General features: G+C 72.1%; 24 protein-coding genes and 1 tRNA gene. 19 read left to right on the top strand and 6 right to left on the bottom strand.

Annotated elements, in window-relative coordinates; all coding sequences use genetic code 11:
- Window positions 1–162: 162 nt before the first annotated feature.
- Window positions 163–247: transfer RNA gene (locus ACIRYZ_RS02900), tRNA-Leu, on the bottom strand.
- Window positions 248–902: 655 nt separating this feature from the next.
- On the opposite strand from ACIRYZ_RS02900, the gene ACIRYZ_RS02895 reads away from it, so the two are divergent.
- Window positions 903–1,307: an ATP-binding protein gene (locus ACIRYZ_RS02895; protein ID WP_402939497.1), complete on the top strand. Its 405-nt coding sequence runs from the start codon at window positions 903–905 to the stop codon at window positions 1,305–1,307.
- Window positions 1,308–1,363: 56 nt separating this feature from the next.
- On the opposite strand, the gene idi is transcribed toward ACIRYZ_RS02895, so the two are convergent.
- Entirely contained in the window at window positions 1,364–2,017 is a 654-nt protein-coding gene (idi, locus tag ACIRYZ_RS02890) for an isopentenyl-diphosphate Delta-isomerase (protein WP_402938680.1), read from the bottom strand.
- A 218-nt stretch (window positions 2,018–2,235) separates the two neighbouring features.
- Here idi and ACIRYZ_RS02885 point away from each other — a divergent pair, with 218 nt between their 5' ends.
- From ACIRYZ_RS02885 to ACIRYZ_RS02810, 16 genes are all read left to right on the top strand, one after another.
- Window positions 2,236–2,508: a DUF5941 domain-containing protein gene (locus ACIRYZ_RS02885; protein WP_402939496.1), complete on the top strand. Its 273-nt coding sequence runs from the start codon at window positions 2,236–2,238 to the stop codon at window positions 2,506–2,508.
- Window positions 2,505–3,260, top strand: coding sequence for a sugar phosphate nucleotidyltransferase (locus tag ACIRYZ_RS02880; protein WP_387615363.1), 756 nt, complete (start codon window positions 2,505–2,507; stop codon window positions 3,258–3,260). Before ACIRYZ_RS02885 ends, ACIRYZ_RS02880 begins: the two co-directional genes overlap by 4 nt.
- Window positions 3,248–4,309 (top strand): iron-containing alcohol dehydrogenase family protein, encoded by a 1,062-nt coding sequence (locus ACIRYZ_RS02875; RefSeq protein ID WP_402938677.1) that lies wholly within the window; start codon window positions 3,248–3,250, stop codon window positions 4,307–4,309. The genes ACIRYZ_RS02880 and ACIRYZ_RS02875 overlap by 13 nt, the downstream gene beginning before the upstream one ends.
- 88 nt (window positions 4,310–4,397) lie before the next feature.
- Entirely contained in the window at window positions 4,398–5,135 is a 738-nt protein-coding gene (locus ACIRYZ_RS02870; RefSeq protein WP_402939493.1) for a CDP-alcohol phosphatidyltransferase family protein, read from the top strand.
- Between the two features lie 73 nt (window positions 5,136–5,208).
- The gene (locus ACIRYZ_RS02865; protein ID WP_402938674.1) at window positions 5,209–6,108 is read left to right on the top strand and encodes a glycosyltransferase family 2 protein; all 900 of its coding nucleotides are present in this window, start codon (window positions 5,209–5,211) and stop codon (window positions 6,106–6,108) included.
- A 141-nt stretch (window positions 6,109–6,249) separates the two neighbouring features.
- Window positions 6,250–7,191, top strand: coding sequence for an ABC transporter permease (locus tag ACIRYZ_RS02860; RefSeq protein WP_402938672.1), 942 nt, complete (start codon window positions 6,250–6,252; stop codon window positions 7,189–7,191).
- The gene (locus tag ACIRYZ_RS02855; RefSeq protein ID WP_402938669.1) at window positions 7,184–7,993 is read left to right on the top strand and encodes an ABC transporter ATP-binding protein; all 810 of its coding nucleotides are present in this window, start codon (window positions 7,184–7,186) and stop codon (window positions 7,991–7,993) included. Before ACIRYZ_RS02860 ends, ACIRYZ_RS02855 begins: the two co-directional genes overlap by 8 nt.
- Before the next feature lie 303 nt (window positions 7,994–8,296).
- Window positions 8,297–9,244: a squalene synthase HpnC gene (hpnC, locus tag ACIRYZ_RS02850; RefSeq protein WP_402938667.1), complete on the top strand. Its 948-nt coding sequence runs from the start codon at window positions 8,297–8,299 to the stop codon at window positions 9,242–9,244.
- Window positions 9,245–9,285: 41 nt separating this feature from the next.
- Window positions 9,286–10,143, top strand: coding sequence for a presqualene diphosphate synthase HpnD (hpnD, locus tag ACIRYZ_RS02845; protein ID WP_402939490.1), 858 nt, complete (start codon window positions 9,286–9,288; stop codon window positions 10,141–10,143).
- A gap of 154 nt (window positions 10,144–10,297) precedes the next feature.
- The gene (gene hpnE, locus ACIRYZ_RS02840; RefSeq protein WP_402938664.1) at window positions 10,298–11,725 is read left to right on the top strand and encodes a hydroxysqualene dehydroxylase HpnE; all 1,428 of its coding nucleotides are present in this window, start codon (window positions 10,298–10,300) and stop codon (window positions 11,723–11,725) included.
- 173 nt (window positions 11,726–11,898) lie between these two features.
- Window positions 11,899–12,987 carry a polyprenyl synthetase family protein gene (locus ACIRYZ_RS02835; protein ID WP_402939488.1) on the top strand — a complete coding sequence of 363 codons (1,089 nt, stop codon included), beginning with the start codon at window positions 11,899–11,901 and terminating at the stop codon, window positions 12,985–12,987.
- 64 nt (window positions 12,988–13,051) lie between these two features.
- On the top strand, window positions 13,052–15,076 hold the full coding sequence (shc, locus tag ACIRYZ_RS02830; protein WP_402939485.1) for a squalene--hopene cyclase: 2,025 nt from the start codon (window positions 13,052–13,054) through the stop codon (window positions 15,074–15,076).
- Window positions 15,073–15,753, top strand: a complete 681-nt coding sequence (locus ACIRYZ_RS02825) for a 1-hydroxy-2-methyl-2-butenyl 4-diphosphate reductase (protein WP_402938661.1) — start codon at window positions 15,073–15,075, stop codon at window positions 15,751–15,753. Before shc ends, ACIRYZ_RS02825 begins: the two co-directional genes overlap by 4 nt.
- Before the next feature lie 2 nt (window positions 15,754–15,755).
- Window positions 15,756–16,784: an adenosyl-hopene transferase HpnH gene (hpnH, locus tag ACIRYZ_RS02820; protein WP_387615344.1), complete on the top strand. Its 1,029-nt coding sequence runs from the start codon at window positions 15,756–15,758 to the stop codon at window positions 16,782–16,784.
- A 101-nt stretch (window positions 16,785–16,885) separates the two neighbouring features.
- The gene (dxs, locus tag ACIRYZ_RS02815; RefSeq protein ID WP_402938658.1) at window positions 16,886–18,796 is read left to right on the top strand and encodes a 1-deoxy-D-xylulose-5-phosphate synthase; all 1,911 of its coding nucleotides are present in this window, start codon (window positions 16,886–16,888) and stop codon (window positions 18,794–18,796) included.
- Window positions 18,786–20,186 carry an aspartate aminotransferase family protein gene (locus tag ACIRYZ_RS02810; protein ID WP_402938655.1) on the top strand — a complete coding sequence of 467 codons (1,401 nt, stop codon included), beginning with the start codon at window positions 18,786–18,788 and terminating at the stop codon, window positions 20,184–20,186. The genes dxs and ACIRYZ_RS02810 overlap by 11 nt, the downstream gene beginning before the upstream one ends.
- A gap of 68 nt (window positions 20,187–20,254) precedes the next feature.
- On the opposite strand, the gene ACIRYZ_RS02805 is transcribed toward ACIRYZ_RS02810, so the two are convergent.
- A complete protein-coding gene (locus ACIRYZ_RS02805) occupies window positions 20,255–20,527 on the bottom strand; it encodes a DUF6343 family protein (RefSeq protein ID WP_393028316.1) in 273 nt (90 codons plus the stop codon).
- A gap of 77 nt (window positions 20,528–20,604) precedes the next feature.
- Here ACIRYZ_RS02805 and ACIRYZ_RS02800 point away from each other — a divergent pair, with 77 nt between their 5' ends.
- Window positions 20,605–20,823 carry an I78 family peptidase inhibitor gene (locus ACIRYZ_RS02800; RefSeq protein WP_393028317.1) on the top strand — a complete coding sequence of 73 codons (219 nt, stop codon included), beginning with the start codon at window positions 20,605–20,607 and terminating at the stop codon, window positions 20,821–20,823.
- 60 nt (window positions 20,824–20,883) lie between these two features.
- Here the strand turns inward: ACIRYZ_RS02800 and ACIRYZ_RS02795 are convergent, their stop codons facing one another.
- Both ACIRYZ_RS02795 and fabG read right to left on the bottom strand, forming a co-directional pair.
- Window positions 20,884–21,669, bottom strand: coding sequence for a phosphatase PAP2 family protein (locus tag ACIRYZ_RS02795; protein WP_402938651.1), 786 nt, complete (start codon window positions 21,667–21,669; stop codon window positions 20,884–20,886).
- Between the two features lie 232 nt (window positions 21,670–21,901).
- Complete coding sequence (gene fabG, locus ACIRYZ_RS02790; RefSeq protein ID WP_380612841.1) at window positions 21,902–22,669, bottom strand: 3-oxoacyl-ACP reductase FabG; 768 nt, start codon at window positions 22,667–22,669, stop codon at window positions 21,902–21,904.
- 402 nt (window positions 22,670–23,071) lie between these two features.
- Here fabG and ACIRYZ_RS02785 point away from each other — a divergent pair, with 402 nt between their 5' ends.
- Window positions 23,072–23,938: a MarR family winged helix-turn-helix transcriptional regulator gene (locus tag ACIRYZ_RS02785; protein ID WP_393028319.1), complete on the top strand. Its 867-nt coding sequence runs from the start codon at window positions 23,072–23,074 to the stop codon at window positions 23,936–23,938.
- A 185-nt stretch (window positions 23,939–24,123) separates the two neighbouring features.
- Here ACIRYZ_RS02785 and ACIRYZ_RS02780 read toward each other — a convergent pair whose 3' ends face one another.
- On the bottom strand, window positions 24,124–24,987 hold the full coding sequence (locus ACIRYZ_RS02780) for an aldo/keto reductase (protein WP_402938647.1): 864 nt from the start codon (window positions 24,985–24,987) through the stop codon (window positions 24,124–24,126).
- Window positions 24,988–25,262 lie beyond the last annotated feature (275 nt).

Genomic DNA, 25,262 nt, shown 5'->3' with positions numbered 1-25,262 from the left:
ATCGTTGCCATCTCGTGTCCGGCTTCCGGACGGGGCGGTCCCCGTGGAGAGGCCGACGTCATACCGCCGACGCAGTGGATCAGGGGTCGAGCCGGGGAAATCGAACTGGGAAAAAAGAAATTCCCCGTGGGTTCCTTTCGGATCCCACGGGGAATTCGGCTGTGTCCGAGGGGGGACTTGAACCCCCACGCCCGATAAAGGGCACTAGCACCTCAAGCTAGCGCGTCTGCCATTCCGCCACCCGGACGGGGTGTGTGCTCCGGGGGTTTTTCTCTCGCCCCCTCGGCGACAGAGAGAACATTACCAGGGTTCTGGAGTGCTTCTCACCTGCGTTTCCTCGGCCCGAGGGCGGGGGCCCCGTCCGGCCGTGCGGCCCATGGGGACGCGAGGCCCGGCCGGACTGGCTGGGACGGCTCGCCAGGGCGCTCGAACCCCGGCCGAAGCGGTGGCGAGCGCGAAGCAAACGGTCGGTTTCGGCATCGCGAGCGATCGCCTTGGGTCGGAACCGATCCGACACGGGCAAGTTGTCGACGGTGCCACGGCCGCGTCGACCGCTCTCCTAGCCTCTGTGGACCGAGGGCGCCATGAGCGGATCGCCTGATTCCCGGGTCGCGGACGAAGGGCGGCTGGACGTGGAGCAGATCAGCGGAACGGCGGAGGCCGAACCGAGACGCGGCGGCCAGGACGGCGCGCGCACCGACGTCGGCCGCACGGTGAGCCGGCCCGACCAACCCGAGCAGCCGGACCGGCCCGAGCAGTCCGAGCAACCGGACCAACGGGGCCAGCCCGGCGGACCCGCGAGGCCCGAGCCGAAACTCCACCGGAAGTCCCGCCGGAGACCCCACGGGAACCCCGACCGGAAGGGCGCCGGCGGCCCCGCCGAGGGCGTCTGGCACTTCCGGGTGCCCGCCGTCGAGGCCTCCGTGCCGCGCACCCGGCACGCGGTACGGGATCGCCTGCTGGCCCAGGGCATGGCCGGGGTCCGCTACCAGGAGCTGGTGGACGACCTGCTGCTGATCGTCTCCGAGCTGGTCAGCAACGCGGTGACGCACGCGGCTGAGCTGTCACCCGAGGTGACGACCGAGCTCTCGGTGTGCCGGGGCTGGGTGCGGGTGTCCGTGGAGGACGGCGATCCGTACCGGCCGAAGGCCCTGGAGAGCGACACCGCCCGCACCGGCGGGCGCGGCCTGCTGCTGGTGAAGAGCGTGACCCTGCAGGCCGGCGGGGTGTGTGACGTCGAACGCACGGGGGAGGGCGGCAAGGTCATCTGGGCCTCGCTGCCCGTCCCCCCGGAGCCCGAGCACTGACCGGCCCGCCCGGCCCGCCCGGCCCGCCCGGCCGTGAACGCGCCGGCCCGACGGTCCTACCAGTCCCGCCCGGCGATCTCCCGGATCCCCGGCAGTGCCGCCTCGAAGACCGTCTCGAACCACACCGAGAACGGCCGCTCGGCCCGCAGCTCCCGCAGCTCCTGCGCGGTGACGAAGGCGAAGTCGTCCACCTCGTCCGGGTTGGGTTCGACCGGAGCGGTGACCAGACCCACGAACAGGTGGTTCCACTCCCGCTCGATCAGCCCGGAGGCCTCGTCCGGCAGGTCGTAGCGGACCGTTCCCGCCTCGCAGAGCAGCGCCGGTGCGACGCCCAGCTCCTCGGCGGTGCGCCGGGCGGCGGCCACGAAGGGCGGCTCGTCCGGGTACGGGTGCCCGCAGCAGGTGTTCGACCAGACGCCGGGGGAGTGGTACTTGCCGAGGGCCCGGCGCTGCAGCAGCAGTCGGCCCTGGCGGTCGAAGAGGAACACCGAGAAGGCCCGGTGCAGCCGACCCGGCTGCTGGTGCGCCCAGAGCTTCTCGGCGGTGCCGATCGTGACGCCCTCGTCGTCGACCAGTTCCAGCAGGATCTCGGTACCCGCAGCGGCGGCGGACAGGCCCTGTGGGTCGACCGCCACGTCTGTCTCCACGTTGAGACCGGTGTCGATCTCGGCGTCGAAGTGCGTCGGTTCGGTCGGCAGACTCTGGGGCATGAGGCCTCTTTCGGGGGCGGGAGCAACGGAAGCATCGGGTGCGTCGGGTGCACCGGGTGGAGTGCAGCGGACACAGCGGGGGCACCGGCGCCGGCATCGGGCTCCAGTCTGCCGTATGGGTGGCGGTCCGGACGGGTCCCACGCACAACCGGGCGGATCATGACCCGCAGGCGTCCTGATCCGGGCAGAGAAGGGTCCAGGACGCCCCCGGAAGGGTCATTTCTTTCGCAGAACCGTTCGGAAGGCGTTCGGGGGCCGTTCGATCACGGCTCGGTCACCCCACCGTCACCGCACCGCCACCGGGCGCGTTCGGGTGGGTCGCCCCGGTCGCCTACCATCACATACGACACGCTGCCCGGATCTGTGCCGGTACCGGCGCGCCGCCGCCCGGCCGGGTCGAACACCGGTCCGGCGCACCCGAGCGCCGCCGACCCGTTGGCACATCCCGCGCGCGCAGCACGACGCACGACGGATCAGGAGACCCCGCATGATCGGCCTCGTTCTGGCAGCCGGCGCCGGCCGCCGGCTGCGCCCGTACACCGACACCCTGCCCAAGGCGCTGGTGCCGGTCGACGGGGAGCGGACCGTCCTGGACCTCACCCTGGGCAACTTCGCCGAGGTCGGACTGCGCGACGCGGCGATCGTCGTCGGCTACCGCAAGGAGGCGGTGTACGACCGCAAGGACGCCCTGGAGAGCAAGTACGGGGTCAAGCTCCACCTGGTCGAGAACGACAAGGCCGAGGAGTGGAACAACGCCTACTCGCTCTGGTGCGCCCGCGAGCTGTTCTCCGAGGGCCTGCTGCTGGCCAACGGCGACACCGTCCACCCGGCCTCCGTCCAGCGCACCATGCTGGAGGGCAACCGGCGCCTCGTCGAGGACGGCCGGGCCCCCGGCATCCTGCTCGCCCTCGACACGGTGAAGAAGCTCGCCGACGAGGAGATGAAGGTCGTCGTCGACCCGGCCGCCGGCATGCGCCGCATCACCAAGCTGATGGACCCGGCCGATGCGACCGGCGAGTACATCGGCGTCACCGTGATCAACCCCGCCGCGGCGGCCGACCTGACCGACGCGCTGCGCGCCACCTACGAGCGCGACCCGCAGCTGTACTACGAGGACGGCTACCAGGAGATGGTCAACCGGGGCCTGCGGATCGACGTGCAGCCGATCGGCGAGGTCTCCTGGGTCGAGGTCGACAACCACGACGACCTGGCGAAGGCCCGGGAGATCGCGTGCCAGTACTGACCCGACTGGTCCCGTCGCCGCTGTTCGCGGAGATCCGCCCGGGCGCGCTGGACGCGCTCGGCGGCATCCTCGCGGACCAGCGGCTGTCGGCCTCGGGCCGGATCGCGGTGGCGATCAGCAACGGCTCCGGCGCCGCGATGCGCGAGCGCCTGGAGCCGGCCCTGCCCGGCGCCGACTGGTACAACGTGGACGACGGCAGCCTCGACAGCGCGGTGCGCTTCGCCGAGGAGATGCGCGGCAAGCACTACGACGCGGTCGTCGGCCTCGGTGGCGGCAAGATCATCGACGCCGCCAAGTACGCCGCCGCCCGGGTCGGCCTGCCGGTGGTCGCGGTGGCCACCAACCTCGCGCACGACGGCATCTGCTCGCCGGTCTCCACCCTCGACAACGACGCCGGCCGGGGCTCCTACGGGGTGCCCAGCCCGATCGGCATCATCGTCGACCTGGACGTGATCCGGCAGGCCCCGCCGCGCTTCGTGGCGGCCGGCATCGGGGACGTCGTCTCCAACATCTCGGCCTGCGCGGACTGGGAGTTGTCGCACGCCGTCACCGGTGAACCGGTGGACGGACTGGCCGTGGCGATGGCCCGCTCGGCGGGCGAGAACCTGCTGCGGCACCCCGGGGGCACTCAGGACCAGGACCTCCTGACGGCCCTCGCGGAAGCCCTGGTACTGTCCGGCATCGCGATGAACATCGCGGGCAGTTCCCGGCCCTCCTCGGGTGCCTGCCACGAGATCTGCCATGCCCTGGACGTGATGTACCCCAAGCGTTCCGCCCAGCACGGCGAACAGGTGGGCCTCGGCGCCGCGTTCGCCAGCTTCCTGCGGGGCGAGCGTGAGCTGACCGGTCTGATCGTGGAGTGCCTGGCGCGCCACGGACTGCCAGTAACCGCCGCTCAAATGGGTTTCAGCGATGCGGAGTTCACCGAGGCGGTGCACTACGCTCCAAACACCCGCCCGGGCCGCTACACCATCCTGGAACACCTCGACCTCTCCCCTTCCGCAATCAGGGACGCGTACGCCGACTATGTCCAAGCCGTCAACAGCTGACCCCTCCACCGCGGGCGCGCGGCCCCCGGTGGACCTGACCCGCCGGCCCTCCATCGAGGAACTGCGCGCGGTGATCCACCCGGAGGGCATGCTCCAGCGCCGCAGCGCCGAGCACTGGGCCGGGCGTCTGTACATGCGGAAGATCTCGCTGCGGATCACCCGCGTGCTGTCCACCATGACGGCGATCACGCCCAACGGCCTGACGTACCTGATGATGTTCACCGGCATCCTGGCCGGTGCCGCGCTGGTCGTCCCGGGCATCGCCGGCGCGATCCTGGGCGCGCTGCTGATCCAGGTCTACCTGCTGCTGGACTGCGTGGACGGCGAGGTGGCCCGCTGGCGCCGGCAGACCTCGCTCACCGGTGTCTACCTGGACCGGGTCGGCCACTACATGTCCGAGGCGGCCCTGCTGACCGGCCTCGGCCTGCGCGCCACCGACCTGCTGCACCGCGAGGGCCACGGCTCCCACTGGGAGTGGGCGTTCCTGGGCACGCTGGCCGCGCTCGGCGCCATCCTGATCAAGTCCGAGACGGACCTGGTGGACGTGGCCCGGGCCCGCAGTGGCATGACGGCCGTCGAGGACAGCGCCTCGGTGCCGCGCTCCTCCTCGGTGGCCAGGGCGCGCCGGGCGGCCTCCTTCCTGAAGTTCCACCGTCTGGTCGGCGCGGTCGAGGCCTCGTTGTTCATCCTGGCGGCCGGGGTCGCCGACGCCGTGCACGGCGGGCTGTTCTTCACCCGGCTCGCGGTCGTGGTGCTGGCGGCCATCGCCATGCTGCAGACCGTGCTGCACCTGCTGAGCATCGTCCTGTCGAGCAGGCTGCGATGACCGGGCGGAGCGAGTTCATGATCGAAGGCCGCGCGTGGGCCGACGCCCTCGCCGAGCGGAGCGGGGCGGGCGCATGACCACTTCCATCACCGCGGAGAGCTTCCGCCTCGGTGTCGTCATCATCACCATGGGCAACCGGCCCGCCGAGCTCAACGCCCTGATCGAGTCCGTCCGCGCCCAGGAGGGCCCGGCCGTGGAGCTCGCCGTGGTCGGCCAGGGCGTCGAGCTGCCCCCGCTGCCGGAGGGCGTGCGCACCGTCGGGCTGCCGGAGAACCTCGGCATCCCGGGCGGCCGCAACGTCGGCATCGAGCTGTTCGGGCCGGACGGCCGGGACGTGGACGCCGTCCTGTTCCTGGACGACGACGGGCTGCTGCCGCGCACCGACTCGGCCCGGCTGCTGCGCGAGGCGTTCACCGCCGACCCGGAGCTGGGCATCGTGTCCTTCCGGATCGAGGACCCCGACACCGGTGTCACCCAGCGCCGGCACGTCCCCCGGCTGCGTGCCAGCGACCCGATGCGCTCCTCCCGGGTGACCACCTTCCTGGGCGGTGCGAGCGCCGTGCGCTGCAAGGTGTTCGAGCAGGCCGGGCAGCTGCCCGCCGAGTTCTTCTACGCCCACGAGGAGACCGACCTCGCGTGGCGCGCGCTGGACGCCGGCTGGGCCATCGACTACCGGGCGGACGTGGTGCTGCACCACCCGGCGACCTCGCCGGCCCGGCACGCCGCCTACTTCCACAACGTGGCCCGTAACAGGGTCTGGCTCGCGAGGCGGAACCTTCCGGCCCCGTTGGTGCCTCTCTATCTGGGAACCTGGTTTCTGCTGACCCTGGCCCGACGCCCCTCCGCGGAGGGGTTGAAGGCCTGGCTGGGCGGATTCCGGGCGGGCTTCCGCGAACCCTGCGGTCCGCGCAAGCCCATGCGATGGCGTACCGTCTGGCGACTGACCAGGATGGGACGACCTCCGATCATCTGATTGGATCAGGTGATCGATCGCCACGGCCGGTGACCACACACTGGCCGGAATCCCCCGTGATCCCAGTGGATCCCCCTCGGCGCAAGGCCGGCGGACCCCCGCCGACCGGCCGCCCCGACCGATCCCGCGTGAAGGACGAATGTGTCGACAGTGAGTGAACCCGTCAGCCTCTCAGCCCCGAGGGGGGCGGACGCGGGCCTGACCCCCAAGCAGCTTGCGGACAAGTACGGTCTGTCGGTGAGCGGCGCCCGGCCGAGCCTGTTCTCCTACACCAAGCAGCTCTGGGCCCGGCGCCACTTCGTCTGGGCCTTCGCCACCGCCCGCCTGGTGGCCCAGTACACCGACGCCAAGCTGGGCCAGCTCTGGCAGGTCGTGACCCCGCTGCTCAACTGCGGTGTGTTCTACCTGGTCTTCGGCGTCATCCTGAAGAGCAAGGACAACTTCCCGCCGAACACCTACATCGCCTGGCTCTGCATCGGCGTCTTCGTCTTCCAGTTCACCCAGAACGCGGTGCAGTCCGGCACCCGGGCGATCTCGGACAACCTCGGCCTGATCCGCGCGCTGCACTTCCCGCGCGCCAGCCTGCCGATCGCCTTCACCGTGATCCAGCTCCAGCAGCTGCTGATCTCGATGGTCGTGCTGGTCATCACCGTGCTGGCGGCCGGCATCACGCCGGGCAAGACCTGGCTGCTGGTCATCCCGGCGCTGTTCCTGCAGACCCTGTTCAACACCGGCGTCTCGCTGATCTTCGCCCGGATCGGTTCCAAGACCAGCGACATCTCGCAGCTGATCCCGTTCGTGATGCGTGCCTGGATGTTCCTGTCCGGTGTGATGTTCAGCATGCAGGACAAGATCTCGACCTGGCCGCACTACATCCAGACGATCACGGCCCTCAACCCGGCCTCGGTCTACATGGACCTGCTCCGGCACGCCTTCGCGCCGATCATCTACAACAAGCACCAGTCCGCGCACCAGACCATCCCGCCGCACCAGTGGACGTACGGTCTGGCCTGGGGCGTCGGCATGTTCGTCATCGGATACGTCTTCTTCTGGAAGGCCGAGGAGGAGTACGGCCGTGGCTGACACCGACCTGAGCAAGCGCGACGCCGTCCCGGCCACGAGCGTGGCCCGCGAGCCCACCGTCGTCGTCGACGACGTGCACATCGTGTACCGGGTGCACGGCGCCGGCTCCGGCAAGGGCAGCGCCACCTCGGCGCTGAGCCGCATCATCAGTCGCAAGCGCGCCGCCGGCGTGCGCGAGGTGCACGCGGTCAAGGGCATCAGCTTCACCGCGTACAAGGGCGAGGCCGTCGGCCTGATCGGCTCCAACGGCTCCGGCAAGTCGACCATGCTGGCCGCCATCGCTGGCCTGCTGCCGACCGAGAAGGGCGGCATCTACACCAACGGCCAGCCCTCGCTGCTGGGCGTCAACGCGGCCCTGATGAACGAGCTCTCCGGTGAGCGCAACGTCATCCTGGGCTGCCTGGCGATGGGCATGACCCCGTCCCAGGTGAAGGCGCGCTACCAGGACATCGTCGACTTCTCCGGGATCAACGACAAGGGCGACTTCATCTCCCTGCCGATGCGCACCTACTCCTCCGGCATGGGCGCCCGCCTGCGCTTCTCGATCGCCGCCGCCAAGGCCCACGACGTGCTGCTGATCGACGAGGCGCTGGCCACCGGTGACCAGGCCTTCCAGCAGCGCAGCAAGAAGCGCATCGACGAGCTGCGCGGGTCCGCGGGTACGGTGTTCCTGGTCAGCCACGACAACAACTCGATCCGCGAGGTCTGCGAGCGGACCATCTGGATCGAGGCCGGCGAGCTGGTCATGGACGGCCCGACCGACGAGGTCGTCGGCCGCTACGAGCGCGGCGAGCGCCCGTAACCAGCGGTAGGGCAGAACCCCCGGCTGTGAAGGGCCGGCCCCGGAATGCTCCGGGGCCGGCCCTTCGGCATGCGGCCACCGGTACCCCGGGTGGCCCGCCGCCGCGGGGGTGAGCGCCCCTGTGCGCGGGCGGGGCGCTCTTCTCGGGCGCGGCCCGTGGTGTCAGGCTGTAGGTGCGGGGGTGGTGTGTCGTGCGTGACGCCCGCGCTCGGACGCGTGTCCGAGTCGGACCGGTGATACCCAGCGGTGTAGAACGGGGGAGTGACTGCAGTGTCGGCTTCGGCCCAGCCCAGAGATACGCCGGTGAACCCCTCCGTGGGACAGACCCTGGAGAAGGCGGGTGCGGAGAACTTCCCGGTCGCCCCGTTCTTCGTGCCCGCGGCCTGGCGGGACGACCTGATGAGGGTCTACGGCTTCGCCCGGCTGGTCGACGACGCCGGCGACGGGGACCTGGCCGACCCGGCCGCCACCGCCACCCTGCTCGGGATCGAGCAGCGGCCCCCCGCCACCCCTTCGGACCAGTCCGGCCCGCCGAGCCCGGCGGAGGTCGCCTTCCGGCTCGCCCTGCTCGACGGACTGGAGCACGACCTCGACCGGGTCTTCGAGACCGCCCTGCGCCCCGGCGGCGCCGACCGGCCCCGCCACCCGCTGATGCGGGCGCTGGTCCCGCTGGTCGACCGGCGCGCCCTCACCCCCGAGCCGTTCCGTCGTCTGATCGAGGCCAACCGGGTGGACCAGACCACCGCCCGCTACGCCACCTACGACGACCTGATCGGCTACTGCACCCTCTCCGCCGACCCGGTGGGCCGCCTGGTGCTGGCCATCGCGGGCGCCGCCACCCCCGAGCGGCTCGCGCTGTCGGACGCCATCTGCAGTGGCCTCCAGGTGGTCGAGCACCTGCAGGACGTCGCCGAGGACCTCTCCCACGGCCGGATCTACCTCCCCACCGAGGACCTGGAGCGCTTCGGCGTCACCGAGGCCGACCTCGCCGCCCCCAGTGCGAACGGAGCGGTGCGGGAGCTGATCGCCTTCGAGGCCGAACGGGCCCGCACCCTGCTCGACCGCGGCGCACCATTGGTAGGTACGGTTCGGGGGAGGCTTCGACTGCTCCTGGCGGGATTCACCGCCGGCGGCTACGCGGCCCTGGCGGCCGTCGAGGACGCCGGGTACGACGTACTCGCCCAGCAGGCGAAGCCGGACAAGCGCCGCCTCGCAGCGAAGGCGGCGGCCATCTTCGCGAAGGGAAGGTGAACGCCCGAGTGGCGGCATCACCACTGGCGTCGGCCCAGGTCATGGCGGCGTACCGGTACTGCGAGGCAGTCACCGGGATGCAGGCGCGCAACTTCAGCTACGGCATCCGGCTGTTGCCCGAGCCCAAGCGGCTGGCCATGTCGGCCCTGTACGCCCTGGCCCGCCGGGTGGACGACATCGGCGACGGCGACCTCCCGGACGACCGCAAGGCCGAGGCGCTGCTGCGCACCCGGGAACTGGTGGACGAGGTCCGCACCGGGGTGGTCGCCGAGGACGACACCGACCCGATCAAGGTGGCCCTGGCCGACGCGGCCCGGCGCTTCCCGATCCCGCTCGGCGGCTTCGACGAGCTGATCGACGGCGTCGAGATGGACCTCAAGGGCGCCGAGTACCAGACCTACGAGGAGCTGAAGGTCTACTGCCGCTGCGTGGCCGGCGCGATCGGCCGGCTCTCGCTGGGCGTGTACGGCTGCGACGACCCCGAACGCGGGGCGCGGTACGCGGACACCCTGGGGCTGGCCCTGCAGCTCACCAACATCCTGCGCGACCTGCGCGAGGACGCCCTGAACGGCCGCACCTACCTGCCCGCCGAGGACCTGGTCCGGTTCGGCTGCGAGCAGGGCTTCGCGCTGCCCAAGCCGCCGGTCGGCGCCGACTTCACCGGCCTGGTGGCCTTCGAGGCCGCCCGCGCCCAGGCCGCCTTCGAGGAGGGCCTGCGGCTGCTGCCGATGCTCGACCGCCGCAGTCGCGCCTGCACCGCCGCGATGGCGGGGATCTACCACCGGCTGCTCGGCCGGATCGCCGCTGACCCGGAGTCGGTGCTGCGCGGCCGGGTCTCGCTGCCGGGCTGGGAGAAGGCGTACGTGGCGCTTTCCGGGCTCGCCGGGGGGCGTTCTTGATTCTCGTCACAGTTCTGTCACGCTGTGTCAGCGGGGAATCACCGGGTAGATCCGTGCTGACCACGACCGTGTGGACCACGGCGGCGCCGACCGCCGGCGTGCCGGCCACAGCGACCGCCGCCGCGCGGTCCAGCGACTTCGAGGGGGAGGTCCGATGACCGGGCGAGCCGATGCCGCGCGCCCGGCCGCCGTCGTGGTCGGCGGTGGCCTGGCCGGGATCACCTCCGCACTGCGGCTGGCCGAGGCCGGCCACGAGGTCACGCTCGCGGAGGGACGGCCCCGGCTCGGCGGCCTGGCCTTCTCCTTCCAGCGCGGCGAGCTGACCGTCGACAACGGCCAGCACGTCTACCTGCGCTGCTGCACCGCCTACCGCGGCCTGCTGGAGCGCCTCGGCGCCACCCGGATGACCCATCTGCAGGACCGCCTGGACGTCCCGGTGCTCTCCGCCACCGGCCCCGACGCGGCCCCGGTGCGCACCCTGGGCCGACTGCGCCGGGCCGGCCTGCCGGTCCCGCTGCACCTGGCCGGCAGCCTCGCCCGCTACCCCCACCTGTCGCCGGCCGACCGCGCCCGGGTGGTCCGCGGCGCGCTCGCCCTCAAGGGCCTGGACCTCGACGACCCGGCACTGGACCGGCTCTCCTTCGGCGAGTGGCTGCGTCGCAACGGGCAGAACGCCACCACCACGGCCGCGCTGTGGGACCTGGTCGGCGTCGCCACGCTGAACGCCCGGGCCGACCAGGTGTCGCTGGCGCTCGCCGCCAAGGTGTTCAAGACCGGGCTGCTCTCCGACCCGGGCGCCGCCGACATCGGCATCGCCGCCGTCCCGCTCGGCGCGATCCACCACGACCGGGCGCTTGCCGAACTGGAACGCGCCGGCGTGAAGGTGCTGCTGCGCGCCCGGGTCGCGGAACTCAAGTCGGCCGCGCCCCAGCACGCCGTCCGGCTGGAGGGCGGGGAACTGCTCGCCGCCGACACCGTCGTGCTGGCCGGGGCCCAGGACAGCGCGGCCGCCCTGCTGCCGCCGGGCGCCGTGACCGAGCGGCTGGCCGACTTCGGCACCGCGCCGATCCTCAACGTGCACGTGGTCTACGACCGCAAGGTGCTGCGCCGGCCCTTCTTCGCCGCGCTCGGCTCCCCGGTCCAGTGGGTCTTCGACCGCACCACCCACTCCGGCCTGGCCGGCACCTCGATCGGCCGAGCCCACCTGGGCGCCCAGTACCTGGCGCTCTCGCAGTCCGCCGTCCAGGACGAGATCGACCTGCCGGTGGCCGAACTGCGCCGCCGCTACCTGCCCGAGCTGGCCCGGCTGCTGCCGGCCGCCGCCGGGGCCGAGGTGCTGGACTTCTTCGTCACCCGGGAGCGCACCGCCACCTTCGACGGCGCCCCGGGCACCGCCGCGCTGCGCCCGTCGGCCACGACGGCCGTCCCCGGCCTGCTGCTGGCCGGCTCGTGGACCGCCACCGGCTGGCCCGCGACCATGGAGGGCGCCGTGCGCAGCGGCCACGCCGCCGCCGACGCCGCGCTTGCCGCGGCCGGCGTCCGGGTGCCGGTGGACCGGGGCGACGGGAGGTGGCCCAGGTGACGGCGGGCCCCTCGGCCGGAGAGCCCGCCAGAGCCGACGGGCGTACTGTCGGCCGCATCGGCCCGATCGGCCGCACCGACACCGTTCGCTTCGGCACCACCATCGACACCAGCCGCACCGACAGCACCCGGCCGCCCCGTGCGGTCCGGCACCACGAGGGAGAGGGAACGCACGTGGAGTCACGCACCGGCTTCGCCGTCGGAGGCACGGCGCACGCCGAACCGGTCTCGGTGCCGGAGCTGCTCGCCCGCAGCCGTACGCTCTGCACCCCGCCGCTCCGGGCTGCCGTCGCCCGTTTGGCCGCACCGATGGACACCGTCGCGGCCTACCACTTCGGCTGGATCGACCGGGACGGCACCCCGGTGGAGGGGGACAGCGGCAAGGCGGTGCGTCCGGCGCTGGCGCTGCTCTCCGCCCAGGCCACCGGTGCGGCACCCGAGGTGGGTGTGTCCGGTGGGGTCGCCGTTGAGCTGGTGCACAACTTCTCCCTCCTTCATGATGATCTGATGGACGGTGACGAGACCCGGCGGCATCGGGCCACCGCCTGGACGGTCTTCGGGCCGGCCCAGGCGATCCTGGTCGGCGACGCCCTGGCCACGCTCGGCACGGAGGTGCTGCTCGACGCCGCGGCGACCGGCGGCACGAGCCCCGCCGACGCCGCGCGTGCCGTCCGGCTGCTCACCACTGCGACCCGCCGGCTGATCGACGGCCAGGCCATGGACGTCTCCTTCGAGCAGCGCGACAGCGTCACCGTCGCCGAGTGCCTGGAGATGGAGGGCGGCAAGACGGCGGCGCTGCTGGCCGCCGCCTCGGCGATCGGCGCGGTGCTGGCCGGGGCCGACGACAAGGTGTCCGACGCGCTCCAGCGCTACGGCCACCACCTGGGCCTGGCCTTCCAGGCGGTGGACGATCTGCTCGGCATCTGGGGCGCCACCGAGGTCACCGGCAAGCCGCACTGGGGCGACCTGCGCCAGCGCAAGAAGTCCCTGCCGGTCGCCGCCGCACTGGCCGAGGGCGGCCAGGCCTCGCGCCGACTGGCCGAGGAGCTGGCGGACCCGAAGGGCCGGGGCCTGGAGAGCGAGCCCGAGCTCGCCGCCCGGGCCGCGCTGATCGAGGAGGCCGGCGGCAGGGCCTGGACCCAGGAGGAGGCCCGCCGCCAGCACACGACTGCCCTCGCCGCCCTGGACGAGGTGCCCATGTCCGACGTGGTGCGCGAGCACTTCGTCGCACTCGCCGAATTCGTGGTGGTACGAGAGAGGTGACGTTACGTTGACAGCAACCGCGGACGGCCGGCTCGACCCTGAGTACGATTCCGAGCCGGTCGCGGTGGGCGACCGCCCCCCGACCCTGCTGGGTGCGGGGCAGTGGCAGCCCGAGGACACCGACCAGCTCCGGCCGGCCGGTGAGGCGGAACTCCGGCCCGCCGACGCGCGCGAGGCCCTGGCGCGCGCGACCACCCACCTGCTCTCGCTGCAGTCCTCCGAGGGCTGGTGGAAGGGCGACCTGGAGACCAACGTCACCATGGACGCCGAGGACTTACTGCTCCGCCAGTTCCTGGGCATCAGGACCGAGGAGCAGACCCGGGCCACCGCGGAGTGGATCCGCTCGCAGCAGCGGGAGGACGGCACCTGGGCCACCTTCCACGGCGGGCCGCCCGAGCTGTCCACCACGGTCGAGGCGTACGTCGCCCTCAAGCTCGCCGGTGACGACCCGAACGCCCCGCACATGCTGGCCGCCGCGCGCTACGTCCGCTCCGCCGGGGGCATCGCGGCCGCCCGGGTGTTCACCCGGATCTGGCTCGCGCTCTTCGGCTGGTGGCCCTGGGAACGGCTGCCGGAGATGCCGCCGGAGATCATCTTCCTGCCCAAGTGGCTGCCGCTGAACATCTACGCTTTCGGCTGCTGGGCCCGCCAGACCATCGTCCCGCTGACCGTCGTCTCGGCCCACCGCCCGGTCCGTCCGGCCCCCTTCCAGCTCACCGAGCTGCACACCGACCCGGACCACCCGTACCCCGACCGGCCGCTCGCCCCCGCCACCAGCTGGGACGGTCTGTTCGAGCGCCTCGACAAAGCGCTGCACGCCTACCACCGTCGGGCCTTCCGGCCGCTGCGCCGGCTCGCCGTCTCCCAGGCCTGCCGCTGGATCGTCGAGCGGCAGGAGGCCGACGGCTGCTGGGGCGGCATCCAGCCCCCGGCCGTCTACTCGCTGATCGCCCTGCACCTGGAGGGCTACGAGCTGGAGCACCCGGTGATGAAGGCCGGGCTCTCCTCGTTCGACCGCTTCACCGTGCACACCGAGGACGGCATGCGCTGGATGGAGGCCTGCCAGTCCCCGGTCTGGGACACCTGCCTGGCCACCATCGCGCTGGTCGACGCCGGGGTGCCGGCCGACCACCCGGCGCTGGTCTCCGCCGTCGACTGGATGCTCGGCGAGGAGATCCGCAAGCGCGGCGACTGGTCCGTCCAGCGGCCCGGGCTGCCGGCCGGCGGCTGGGCCTTCGAGTTCGAGAACGACACCTACCCCGACATCGACGACACCGCCGAGGTGGTGCTCGCGCTGCGCCGGGTCGCCCACTCCGACCAGGCCAAGGTCGACGCGGCGGTGGACCGGGGCGTGCTCTGGAACCTCGGCATGCAGTCCAAGAACGGCGCCTGGGGCGCCTTCGACGTCGACAACACCAGCCTGCTGCCCAACAAGCTGCCGTTCTGCGACTTCGGCGAGGTGGTCGACCCGCCGTCCGCCGACGTCACCGCCCACGTGGTGGAGATGCTCGCCGAGACCGGCCGGGCCCGGGACCCGCGGACCCGGCGCGGCATCGAGTGGCTGCTGCGCAACCAGGAGGCGGACGGCTCCTGGTTCGGCCGCTGGGGCACCAACTACATCTACGGCACCGGCTCGGTGCTGCCCGCCCTGGTCGCGGCCGGCGTCCCGGACGAGCACCCGGCGATCCGCCGGGCGGTGCGCTGGTTGGAGGACCGGCAGAACGCCGACGGCGGCTGGGGCGAGGACATGCGCTCCTACGACGACCCGGAGCGCTGGGCCGGGCGGGGCGACTCCACCGCCTCGCAGACCGCATGGGCGCTGATGGCGCTGCTCGCGGCCGGTGAGGGCCCGGACGGCCGGGCCAACCCGTCGGTGGAGCGCGGCGTGGACTGGCTGGTGCGCACCCAGCTGCCCGAGGGCACCTGGGACGAACCGCAGTTCACCGGCACCGGGTTTCCGTGGGACTTCTCCATCAACTACCACCTGTACCGGCTGGTCTTCCCGGTGACCGCGCTCGGCCGCTACCTCAACGGCGCTCCCGGCATGGCGAAGCCGAGCGGCACCCCGGCGATCGGGGCGGCGCGGTGACCACCGCCCCCCTGCTGGTGCTCTGCGCACTGGGCCCCGAGGTCTGGGCCCTGCGCGGCGGTGACTGGCGGGGCGCCGCCGGCGGCGCCCCGGTGCTGGTGCGCACCGGGGTCGGCCGGCGGCGCGCCGGGCTGGCCGTCCGACGGGTGCTCAGCTCCGCCCCGGGCGGCTACGGCGCCGTCGTGGTGGCCGGATTCGGCGCCGCCGTCGGCCCGGGCGTGGCGTCGGGCGACGTGGTGGCCGCCGACGGCGTGCGCGACGCTGAGGGCCACCTGTACCCGGTCGACTCCGGGCCGGAGCTGGCCCGGATGCTCAAGGAACACGGGCTGACCGCGCACACCGGGGTGCACCACACCGCCGACCACGTGGTGCGCGGCATCGAGCGGCGCGCGCTGCACCTGCAGGGCGCGCTCGCCGTCGACATGGAGGCCGCCGCCGTCCTGTCCGCGCTGCGGGAGGTGCGCCCGGCGCTGCCCGTCGCCGTCCTGCGGGTGGTGGTGGACACCCCCGAGCACGAGCTGCTGCGGCCGGGCACCCTGCCGGCCGGGGTGCGCGCCTGGCGGACCCTGAGGGCGACGGTACCCGCCCTGGTCGACTGGTACCGACAGGAGCCCGGGACCGGCTCCGCACACCTGAACCACCCCACATCCTCGACGCTCCCCCAGGAGGCGAGCTAGCCATGGCCATGCCGTTGCGCCAGACCGTGCGGGTCGGCACCTACCTGCTGCAGCAGAAGCTGCTCAAGCGGCGGGACAAGTTCCCGCTGATCGTCGAGCTGGAACCGCTGTTCGCGTGCAACCTCGCCTGCGAGGGCTGCGGCAAGATCCAGCACCCGGCGGGCGTCCTCAAGCAGCGGATGCCCGTCGCGCAGGCGGTCGGCGCGGTCCTGGAGTCGGGTGCCCCGATGGTCTCGATCGCCGGCGGCGAGCCGCTGATGCACCCGCAGATCGACGAGATCGTCCGACAACTGGTGGAGCGCCGCAAGTACGTCTTCCTGTGCACCAACGCGCTGCTGCTGCGCAAGAAGATCGACAAGTTCAAGCCCTCGCCGTACTTCACCTTCGCCGTGCACATCGACGGCCTGCGTGAGCGGCACGACGAGTCGGTGGCCAAGGAGGGCACCTTCGACGAGGCGGTGGCCGCGATCAAGGAGGCCAAGCGGCGCGGCTTCCGGGTCACCACCAACAGCACCTTCTTCAACACCGACACGGCGCAGACGGTCATCGACGTACTCGACTACCTCAACGACGAGTTGAAGGTGGACGAGATGATGATCTCCCCGGCCTACGCCTACGAGAAGGCCCCCGACCAGGAGCACTTCCTCGGCGTCGAGCAGACCCGCGAACTGTTCCGCAAGGCCTTCGCCGGCGGCAACCGCCAGCGCTGGCGGCTCAACCACAGCCCGCTCTTCCTGGACTTCCTGGAGGGCAAGGCCGACTTCGAGTGCACCCCCTGGGGCATCCCCAACTACTCGCTGTTCGGCTGGCAGCGGCCCTGCTACCTGATGGCCGACGGCTACGTGCCGACCTACCGCGAGCTGGTCGAGAAGACCGACTGGAGCAAGTACGGCCGCGGCAAGGATCCGCGCTGCGAGAACTGCATGGCCCACTGCGGCTACGAGCCGACCGCCGTCCTCGCGACCATGGGCTCGCTCCAGCAGTCGCTGCGCGCCATCACCGAGACCGTCAGCGCCAACCGCGGGCACTGAGCCCGGTCGTGCTCAGGCCGGCCCGGGCCGCGGTGCCCGGGCCGGCCCCGCCCCCTCGGGCGCAGTCACCGCCGCACCGCATCGAGTCGTGAGGTGTACTCATGTCACTGCTCTCCCGCGTCACATCCCCGGCCGAGCTGCGCAAGCTGCCCGCGTCCGAACTCCTGCTGCTCGCCGACGAGATCCGCGACTTCCTGATCGACGCCGTCACCCGCACCGGCGGCCACCTCGGGCCCAACCTCGGCGTGGTGGAGCTGACCATCGCGCTGCACCGGGTCTTCGACTCGCCGTACGACCGGATCGTCTTCGACACCGGGCACCAGAGCTACGTCCACAAGCTGCTCACCGGTCGGCAGGACTTCTCGAAACTGCGGACGAAGGGAGGGCTGTCCGGCTACCCCTCGCGGGCCGAGTCCGAACACGACCTGGTGGAGAACTCGCACGCCTCCACCGCGCTGTCCTACGCCGACGGGCTGGCCAAGGCCGCCCAGCTGCTCGGCCAGCACGACCGGCACACCGTCGCGGTGATCGGCGACGGCGCGCTCACCGGCGGGCTCGCCTGGGAGGCGCTCAACAACATCGCCGAGGCGCGTGACCGGCCGGTGGTCATCGTCGTCAACGACAACGAGCGCTCCTACGCCAGGACCATCGGCGGCCTGGCCCACCACCTGGCCACCCTGCGCACCACCCAGGGCTACGAGCGCTTCCTCGCCCTCGGCAAGGAGGCGCTGCAGCGCACCCCGCTGGTCGGCCAGCCGATCTTCGACGCGCTGCACGGCGCCAAGAAGGGGTTCAAGGACGCCTTCGCGCCGCAGGGCATGTTCGAGGACCTCGGGCTCAAGTACCTCGGGCCCATCGACGGCCACGACCTGGGCGCGGTCGAACAGGCGCTGCGCCAGGCCCGCAACTTCGGCGGCCCGGTCATCGTGCACTGCCTGACCGTCAAGGGGCGCGGCTACCTGCCGGCCGAGCAGGACGAGGCCGACCGCTTCCACGCCGTCAACCCGATCGACCCGTACACCTGCCTGCCGATCTCGCCCAGCGCCGGGGTCTCCTGGACCTCCGTGTTCGGCGCGGAACTGGTCGAGCTCGGCGCCGAGCGGCCCGAGCTGGTGGCGATCACCGCCGCGATGCTCCAGCCGGTCGGGCTGGGACCGTTCGCCAAGGCCTACCCGCACCGGACCTTCGACGTCGGGATCGCCGAGCAGCACGCCGTCACCAGCGCGGCGGGCCTGGCCACCGGCGGGCTGCACCCGGTGGTCGCGGTGTACGCGACCTTCCTCAACCGGGCCTTCGACCAGGTACTGATGGACGTCGCCCTGCACCGGCTGGGCGTCACCTTCGTGCTCGACCGCTCCGGGGTGACCGGGCCGGACGGTGCCTCGCACAACGGCATGTGGGACCTGTCGATCCTCCAGGTCGTCCCCGGACTGCGGCTGGCCGCGCCGCGCGACGCCGACCAGCTGCGGGCCCAGCTGCGCGAGGCCGTCGCGGTCGAGGACGCCCCCACCGTGGTGCGCTTCCCCAAGGGGAACGTCGGGCCCGCCGTCGCGGCGATCGAACGGATCGGCGGGATGGACGTGCTGCTGCGCACCGGCGCGGTGCCGGAGATCCTGCTGGTCGCCGTCGGCACCACCGCCTCGGCCTGCCTGGACGCCGCCCGGCTGCTGCTCGCCGAGGGCTTCACCGCGACCGTGGTCGACCCGCGCTGGGTCAAGCCGGTGGACCCGGAGCTGCCCGACCTCGCCGCCGCCCACCGGCTGGTGGTCACCGTCGAGGACAACGGCCGGATTGGCGGCGTCGGTTCGGCCGTCTCGCAGGCGCTGCGCGACGCCGACGTGGACGTCCCGGTGCGGGTGCTGGGCCTGCCGCAGGAGTTCCTCGGCCACGCGGCGCGCGGGGAGATCCTGGAGGAGACCGGCCTGACCGGCACCGGGGTCGCGGCCCAGACCGCCGTCTTCGCCAAGAACCTGCTACCGACCCGAGGAGCGAATCCGCGCCATGCCGGTTGATCCAGACCGCCCCGCTTTCGACCTCGCCGCCCTCGTCGCCGAACGCGGCGGTGAGCGCTACGAGCTGCACAGCCGCTACCTCAACCCGCAGCTGCCGCGGATGCTCCACACCATCGGCTTCGACAAGTACTACGAGCGCGCCGAAGGCCAGTACTTCTACGACGCCGAGGGCAACGAGTACCTCGACATGCTGGCCGGCTTCGGCATCTTCGCGCTCGGCCGGCACCACCCGGTGGTGCGCTCGGCGGTCCAGCAGGTGATGGACCTGGACCTGCCGGACCTGGTCCGCTTCGACTGCTCGCCGCTGCCCGGACTGCTGGCCGAGCGGCTGCTGTCGTACGCGCCGGGACTGGACCGGGTGTTCTTCGGCAACAGCGGCACCGAGGCGGTGGAGACCGCGCTCAAGTTCGCCCGCTACGTCACCGGACGCAAGCGGATCCTCTACGCCGACCACGCCTTCCACGGGCTGACCACCGGCTCGCTCTCGGTCAACGGGGAGAGCGGCTTCCGCAAGGGCTTCGACCCGCTGCTGCCGGACACCGCCATCCCGCTCGGCGACATCGGCGCGCTGGCCAAGGAGCTGAAGCGCGGCGACGTCGCCGCGCTGATCGTCGAGCCGATCCAGGGCAAGGGCGTCCAGGCGCCGCCGCCCGGCTGGCTGCGCGCCGCCCAGGCGCTGCTGCACGACCACAGGGCGCTGCTGATCTGCGACGAGGTGCAGACCGGGATCGGCCGCACCGGCGAGTTCTTCGCCTACCAGAGCGAGGAGGGCGTGCTGCCCGACCTGGTGTGCGTCGCCAAGGCGCTCTCCGGCGGGTACGTGCCGGTCGGGGCGACGCTCGGCAAGGGCTGGATCTTCGAGAAGGTGTACTCCTCGATGGACCGGGTGCTGGTGCACTCGGCCAGCTTCGGGTCCAACGCCCAGGCGATGGCGGCGGGGCTGGCGACCCTGGAGGTGATGCGCGACGAGAAGGTGGTGGAGAACGCCCGGCAGGTCGGCGACCGGTTCCGCGAGCGGCTGGCCGCGCTGACCGACAGGTACGAGCTGCTCGCCGAGGTGCGCGGCCGCGGGCTGATGATCGGCATCGAGTTCGGCCGGCCCAAGTCGCTGAAGCTGCGCACTGGGTGGACCGCCCTGCAGGCTGCGCGCAAGGGGCTGTTCGCGCAGATGGTGGTCGTCCCGCTGCTGCAGCGGCACCGGATCCTGACCCAGGTGTCCGGAGACCACCTGGAAGTGATCAAGCTGATCCCGCCGCTGATCATCACCGATCGGGACGTGGACCGGTTCGTGGACGCCTTCACCGAGATCATGGACGAGGCGCACCGGGGGAACGGCCTGATGTGGGACTTCGGGCGGACGCTGGTGAAGCAGGCGGTCGGCAACCGCTGACGGCCCGTCCCCGTGCCGGGAGTGGGCAGTCGGCCGGGTCGGCTGCCCACTCCGTGGGAGACACCGCGTCAGAGCTCGGTCCGGCGGCGCCGGATGACCACCACGAGATCGACGGCGGCGAACAGGGTGAGCAGGCCGAGGGCGACGGCGAATCCGGTGAGGGTGCCCCGGCTGGGAGCGCCGTTGACGGGGGAGAGGGCCGCCCAGACAGCGAAGCCCACGGTGCTCAGCGCGAACAGCGGGGTGAAGGTGAGCGAGAGCATGTACCGGAGCTTGAGGTCGCTGCGGGCGGTGGACGGCTCGGTTCCGCTGCGCCACCGTCGCGGGGTCGTGGTGCGCATGGGCGGTCACCTCCGGGCCGCGCGGGTGCGGGCTACGATTCCAGCGTACGTCCGAGGGGCGAGCCGGGGGAGGCGCGATGACGGGGTCGGACAACGCGGGGGCGGGCGCGATGGGGGAGGACGCCGAGGGGTACGCGGGGCTGCGGATCGAGCGCGCCCGGGAGTTGGCCCGGCGGCACGGCTGGGCCTCGGTCCGGGTGCTGGAGCCCGGGCAGATGATCACCATGGAGTACCGGGAGGGTCGGCTCAACCTCGCGGTGCGGGACGGCGTGGTCGAGCGCAGCTGGGAGGGGTAGCGTCCGGTGGACGGGGCGTGCGCGGGTTCGGTGTGCGCGGGCCGGGGGTGGCCGTCGGGGTCAGCGGGTGAACCGGCGGTGGAGGCGTTGTTCGGCGGCGGCGACCAGCGGTTCCAGCAGCGGTAGTGAGAGCAGCACCAGCAGCCCGGCGGCCCAGCCGGCCAGCACGTCGCTGACCCAGTGGGTGCCCAGGTAGACCGTGGTCAGGCCGATCGAGCAGGCGGTGGCGGCGGCGATCAGCGCGCCGGTGCGCCGCCAGCGGACCGCGAGGTAGGCGAGCACGCCCCAGGTGACCACGGCGTTGGCGGTGTGCCCGGAGGGGAAGATGGTGCCGCCGGAGAAGAGCTCGGGCGAGCCGACGTACTGGGCGTAGTGCGGCCCGAGCCGTCCGGTGACGATCTTGACCGCGCCGACCGTGATGTTCAGCAGCAGCAACGCGACGCCCATGACCAGCAGCGGGCGCAGCCGCCCGAGGCGGTGGGCGCGCCAGGTGAGCCAGACGAAGGCGGCGATGGCGCTGGGCCCGCGCTGCCCGGCGACCACCCAGGTGGCGAGCAGCGGCTCCAGGCTGGGCCACCGGTCGTAGGGGCGGAGCAGGCGGACCGACCAGTCGAGGTCGACCAGGTCGGTGTTGAGCAGGACTCCGGCCAGCACCAGCAGGTAGACGCCGCAGGTGGCGGCGAGCAGGGCGGCCCGGCGGCGGCTCATCGGGGGCCAGCCGAGCTCGCCGCTCCCGGGGGTCACCCCCTCGGGGGCGCGGTCGGGAGTCCGGAGCTCCCGGTGGTCGGCGATGCGGCCTTCCGACTCCTGTCGCGGAATGCGGGCGGCGGTACTTCTGGATTGCACGGGGCGACCTTACCCACCCGACCGGGGATATTTCGGAGGGAATTGTCATCTTCCCGCGAAATCGACAATTAGGTCGTCCACGAGGTGGCCCGGGGAGTGATTTCCGGTATTCCTGGATCGAAAACCAGTGTGGTCTTCGAATGATTCTCCAAAAGCCCCGGTAAAGAAGGCGGAGCGGGCGGCCGGTCCGCCCGGCCTCCCGCTCCGTGGTAACCCTGTGTAGGTTCCGTGCTCAGTCGAGGGGGCCGCCCGCCACGTAGATCACCTGTCCGGAGACGAAGCCGGCGCCCTCGCTGGCGAGGAAGGAGATCGTGTGGGCGACATCCTCGGGTTCTCCGACCCGCTGGACCGGGATCTGAGAGGCCGCGGCCCGCTTGAAGTCTTCGAAGTCCATGCCGACCCGGGCTGCGGTGGCTGCTGTCATGTCCGTGGCGATGAAGCCGGGGGCGACCGCGTTGGCGGTGATGCCGAACTTGCCCAGCTCAATGGCCAAAGTCTTGGTGAAGCCCTGGAGCCCGGCCTTGGCGGCGGAGTAGTTGGCCTGGCCGCGGTTGCCCTGGGCCGACGAGGAGGACAGGTTGACGATGCGCCCGAAACCGGCGTCGACCATGTGCTTCTGCACCGCGCGGGTCATCAGGAAGGCGCCGCGCAGGTGGACGTTCATGACCGTGTCCCAGTCGGACTCGGACATCTTGAAGAGGAGGTTGTCACGGAGCACGCCCGCGTTGTTGACCAGCACGACCGGGGTGCCGAGCTCGGCGACCACGCGGTCGACGGCCGCCTGGACCTGCTCGGCGTCCGAGACGTCGGCGCCGACGGCCAGCGCCCGGCCGCCTGCGGCGGTGATCCGGTCGACGGTGTCCTTGCCGGCGGTCTCGTCCAGGTCCAGGACGGCGACCGCGTAGCCGTCGGCGGCCAGCCGGACGGCGGTGGCGGCGCCCAGGCCGCGGGCGGCGCCGGTGACGACGGCGACCCGGGTGGCGGTGCTCTGCTCGGTCATGCGCGCTCTCGTCTCTCTCGGGGTGCCTCCGGGGGAGTGCCCCCGGAGAGGGTGCCCACACCCTACCGGCGGGTAGGGGGTGCGGCCAGGGTGGAGAGGCGCAGGTGACGGTCGGTAAGGACCGACCGGTCGGCTTTCTGCTGAGAACGGGTTACCGCAAGGGCTTGGCGGCGCGTAAATATGCCAATGTTGCCGAACCTGCGTCTACTATCCGCCCCTGCCTGCCAGCAAGGGCCCGCCGTTTGTATAGTGTCCGCCAGCAGCCACCGGCTGCACGGCTGGAGCGCCCTCCCTCATAGCTGGACGCCCACTCGCCGTTACTGCCCCACCCGGGTGTCCCACACACACCGGGTGTGACATCGGGACGGATACATGGTGCTGGGGGAGATCCCGACAACCCGCGTGTCGGCGCGACTGCAGCAGTCGCCCGGACACCTCATTCGCGTTGCACAGCAGGTTCACACCCGGCTGTGGTCCGAGCACGTCGGAGCCGATCTCACGGCTCCGCAGTTCGCGGTCCTGCTGGTGCTCGCCCTCGAACCGGGCGCGGACCAGCGCACGGTCGGCGAGCGTGCCTCGCTCGACAAGGCCACGATGGCGGAGATGGTCGCGCGGCTGGTCCGCCGCGGCCTCGTGCTGCGAAGGCGCGACCCGGCCGACGGCCGGCGCAAGCTGCTCGCGCTCTCGCAGAGCGGCGCCCAGGCGGTGCGCGAGGCCACCGGTGGTGTGGTCCGCGTGCAGCGGGTGCTGTTCGAGCCGCTCACCCCGGACGAGCAGGTCGAGGTCGTCCGGGTGATGGCCAAGATAGCCAGGCTGGAGCCCGCCGCGGTCGCCGTGTTCTCGGACGCGCGGCCGATACTGGACGCCCAGCGGGCTATCGGCTACCTGATCAGGGTCGGCCAGCAGGTGCACACCAAGCTCTGGTCGGAGCACGTCGGCGCGGAGCTGACGGCCCCGCAGTACGCCGTGCTGGACGCGCTGGAGCTGGAGCCGGGCGCGGACCAGCGCACGGTCGGCGAGCTGGCCTCGCTGGACAAGGCCACGATGGCCGAGATGGTCAGCCGGCTGGTGCGCCGCGGTCTGGTGCAGCGTCGGCGCGACCCCTCGGACGGTCGCCGCAACCTGCTCTCGCTCTCGCCGGCGGGCCAGGACCTGCTGCACCGCTCGGCCGCCGGGGTGGCCGAGGTTCAGCGGCTGCTGCTCTCGCCGCTGGCGGAGGAGGAGCACGAGGCCGCGCTCGCGCTCATCGCCAAGGCCGCCAGGCTCTAGGCAAAGCCTGTGTAAGCCCAGCCAAAACGATTCGCCAAGGCGTCTGAGATCTGCGGCCGTCGGTGAATCCGGGCACGCCGAAGTACCGCCCTCCCTGATCGGGATGGGCGGTACTTCGATATGGCTGGTTGTTGGCCAGTGTTCTCCCCGGCGGGGGCGCCGCGCCGGCGCCCCCGCGTCGGGCGTCAGTTCCAGTCGAACCCCTGCGGGTCCGGGCCGATCCGCTTGCCGGTGGCGACGGAGGCGATCGCCGCGAGGTCCTCGGCGTCCAGCTCGAAGCCGGTGACGTCCAGGTTCTCCCGGATGCGGGACGGGGTGACCGACTTCGGGATGGCGATCACGCCGTTCTGCAGGTGCCAGCGGAGCACCACCTGCGCGACCGTACGGCCGTGCTTCTCGGCGATCTTCACCAGCGCCGGCTCGGCCAGCAGCTCGCCGCCCTGGCCCAGCGGGCTCCACGCCTCGGTGGCGATGCCGTGCTGGGCGTGGAAGGCGCGCAGCTCCTCCTGCGGGAAGTACGGGTGCAGCTCGACCTGGTTCAGCACCGGGACGACCGAGGCCTCGTCCAGCACCCGGGTCAGCTGCTCGGTGCCGAAGTTGGAGACGCCGATCGACTTGACCCGGCCGTCCGCCTTCAGCTGCTCCAGGGCCTTCCAGACGTTCAGGTAGCTGCCGTGCATCGGGCGCGGCCAGTGGATCAGGTACAGGTCGATGTAGTCGAGGCCGAGCTTGGCCAGCGAGGCGTCGAACTCGCGCAGCACCGCGTCCCGGCCCTGCTCGCCGGACCAGTCCCGGGTGCCCGAGTTCCACAGCTTGGTGGTGATGTAGAGGTCCTCGCGGGCGACGCCGCCCGCCAGGGCCTCGGCGATCGCGGCGCCCGTGCCGGCCTCGTTCTCGTAGATCGCCGCGGTGTCGATGGAGCGGTAGCCCGCCTCGATCGCGGTGCGGACGGCGGCGGTGGCCTCGCCGTCCGGGACCTGCCACACACCGAAGCCGAGCTGGGGGATGGAAGCGCCGTCGTTCAGGGTGACGCTGGGGATGTTGCTCACGGGAAGGGGTGACCTCTCCTGGTGGTTGCTGGTTCCAGTGGGGCCAACTGGCGCCCCGAGGCGATTGTTCCCGCCGGTCGGGCGAATCTTTGGCGAAGCTTTACGACGGCGTGGCGTGCGCCCGAGCCGTCCGCGGTGGGCGGCGGTGCGCCGGTGCCGGGCCGTCAGCGGGACGCCAGCGGGCCGTCAGTGGGTGCTCGACGGGTCGGGGGCGGGGCGCCGGGATCGGGGGCGGGGAAAAACCTGTTGCGTGGATCACATCGGGCTTGGCAGGC

It is taken from the genome of Kitasatospora sp. NPDC101155 (genome assembly GCF_044768305.1).
Taxonomy (GTDB): domain Bacteria; phylum Actinomycetota; class Actinomycetes; order Streptomycetales; family Streptomycetaceae; genus Kitasatospora.
This window is presented reverse-complemented; position numbering and strand designations above follow the sequence as displayed.

Excerpts from the sequence above, each read along its gene's own strand:
- ACIRYZ_RS02865 (WP_402938674.1), top strand. The coding sequence starts at position 5,209 with ATGACCACTTCCATCACCGCGGAGAGCTTCCGCCTCGGTGTCGTCATC.
- hpnH (WP_387615344.1), top strand. The coding sequence starts at position 15,756 with ATGGCCATGCCGTTGCGCCAGACCGTGCGGGTCGGCACCTACCTGCTG.
- dxs (WP_402938658.1), top strand. The coding sequence starts at position 16,886 with ATGTCACTGCTCTCCCGCGTCACATCCCCGGCCGAGCTGCGCAAGCTG.
- ACIRYZ_RS02880 (WP_387615363.1), top strand. The coding sequence starts at position 2,505 with ATGATCGGCCTCGTTCTGGCAGCCGGCGCCGGCCGCCGGCTGCGCCCG.
- hpnE (WP_402938664.1), top strand. The coding sequence starts at position 10,298 with ATGACCGGGCGAGCCGATGCCGCGCGCCCGGCCGCCGTCGTGGTCGGC.
- hpnD (WP_402939490.1), top strand. The coding sequence starts at position 9,286 with ATGGCGGCGTACCGGTACTGCGAGGCAGTCACCGGGATGCAGGCGCGC.
- ACIRYZ_RS02810 (WP_402938655.1), top strand. The coding sequence starts at position 18,786 with ATGCCGGTTGATCCAGACCGCCCCGCTTTCGACCTCGCCGCCCTCGTC.
- ACIRYZ_RS02805 (WP_393028316.1), bottom strand. The coding sequence starts at position 20,527 with ATGCGCACCACGACCCCGCGACGGTGGCGCAGCGGAACCGAGCCGTCC.
- idi (WP_402938680.1), bottom strand. The coding sequence starts at position 2,017 with ATGCCCCAGAGTCTGCCGACCGAACCGACGCACTTCGACGCCGAGATC.
- ACIRYZ_RS02800 (WP_393028317.1), top strand. The coding sequence starts at position 20,605 with ATGACGGGGTCGGACAACGCGGGGGCGGGCGCGATGGGGGAGGACGCC.
- ACIRYZ_RS02870 (WP_402939493.1), top strand. The coding sequence starts at position 4,398 with ATGCTCCAGCGCCGCAGCGCCGAGCACTGGGCCGGGCGTCTGTACATG.
- fabG (WP_380612841.1), bottom strand. The coding sequence starts at position 22,669 with ATGACCGAGCAGAGCACCGCCACCCGGGTCGCCGTCGTCACCGGCGCC.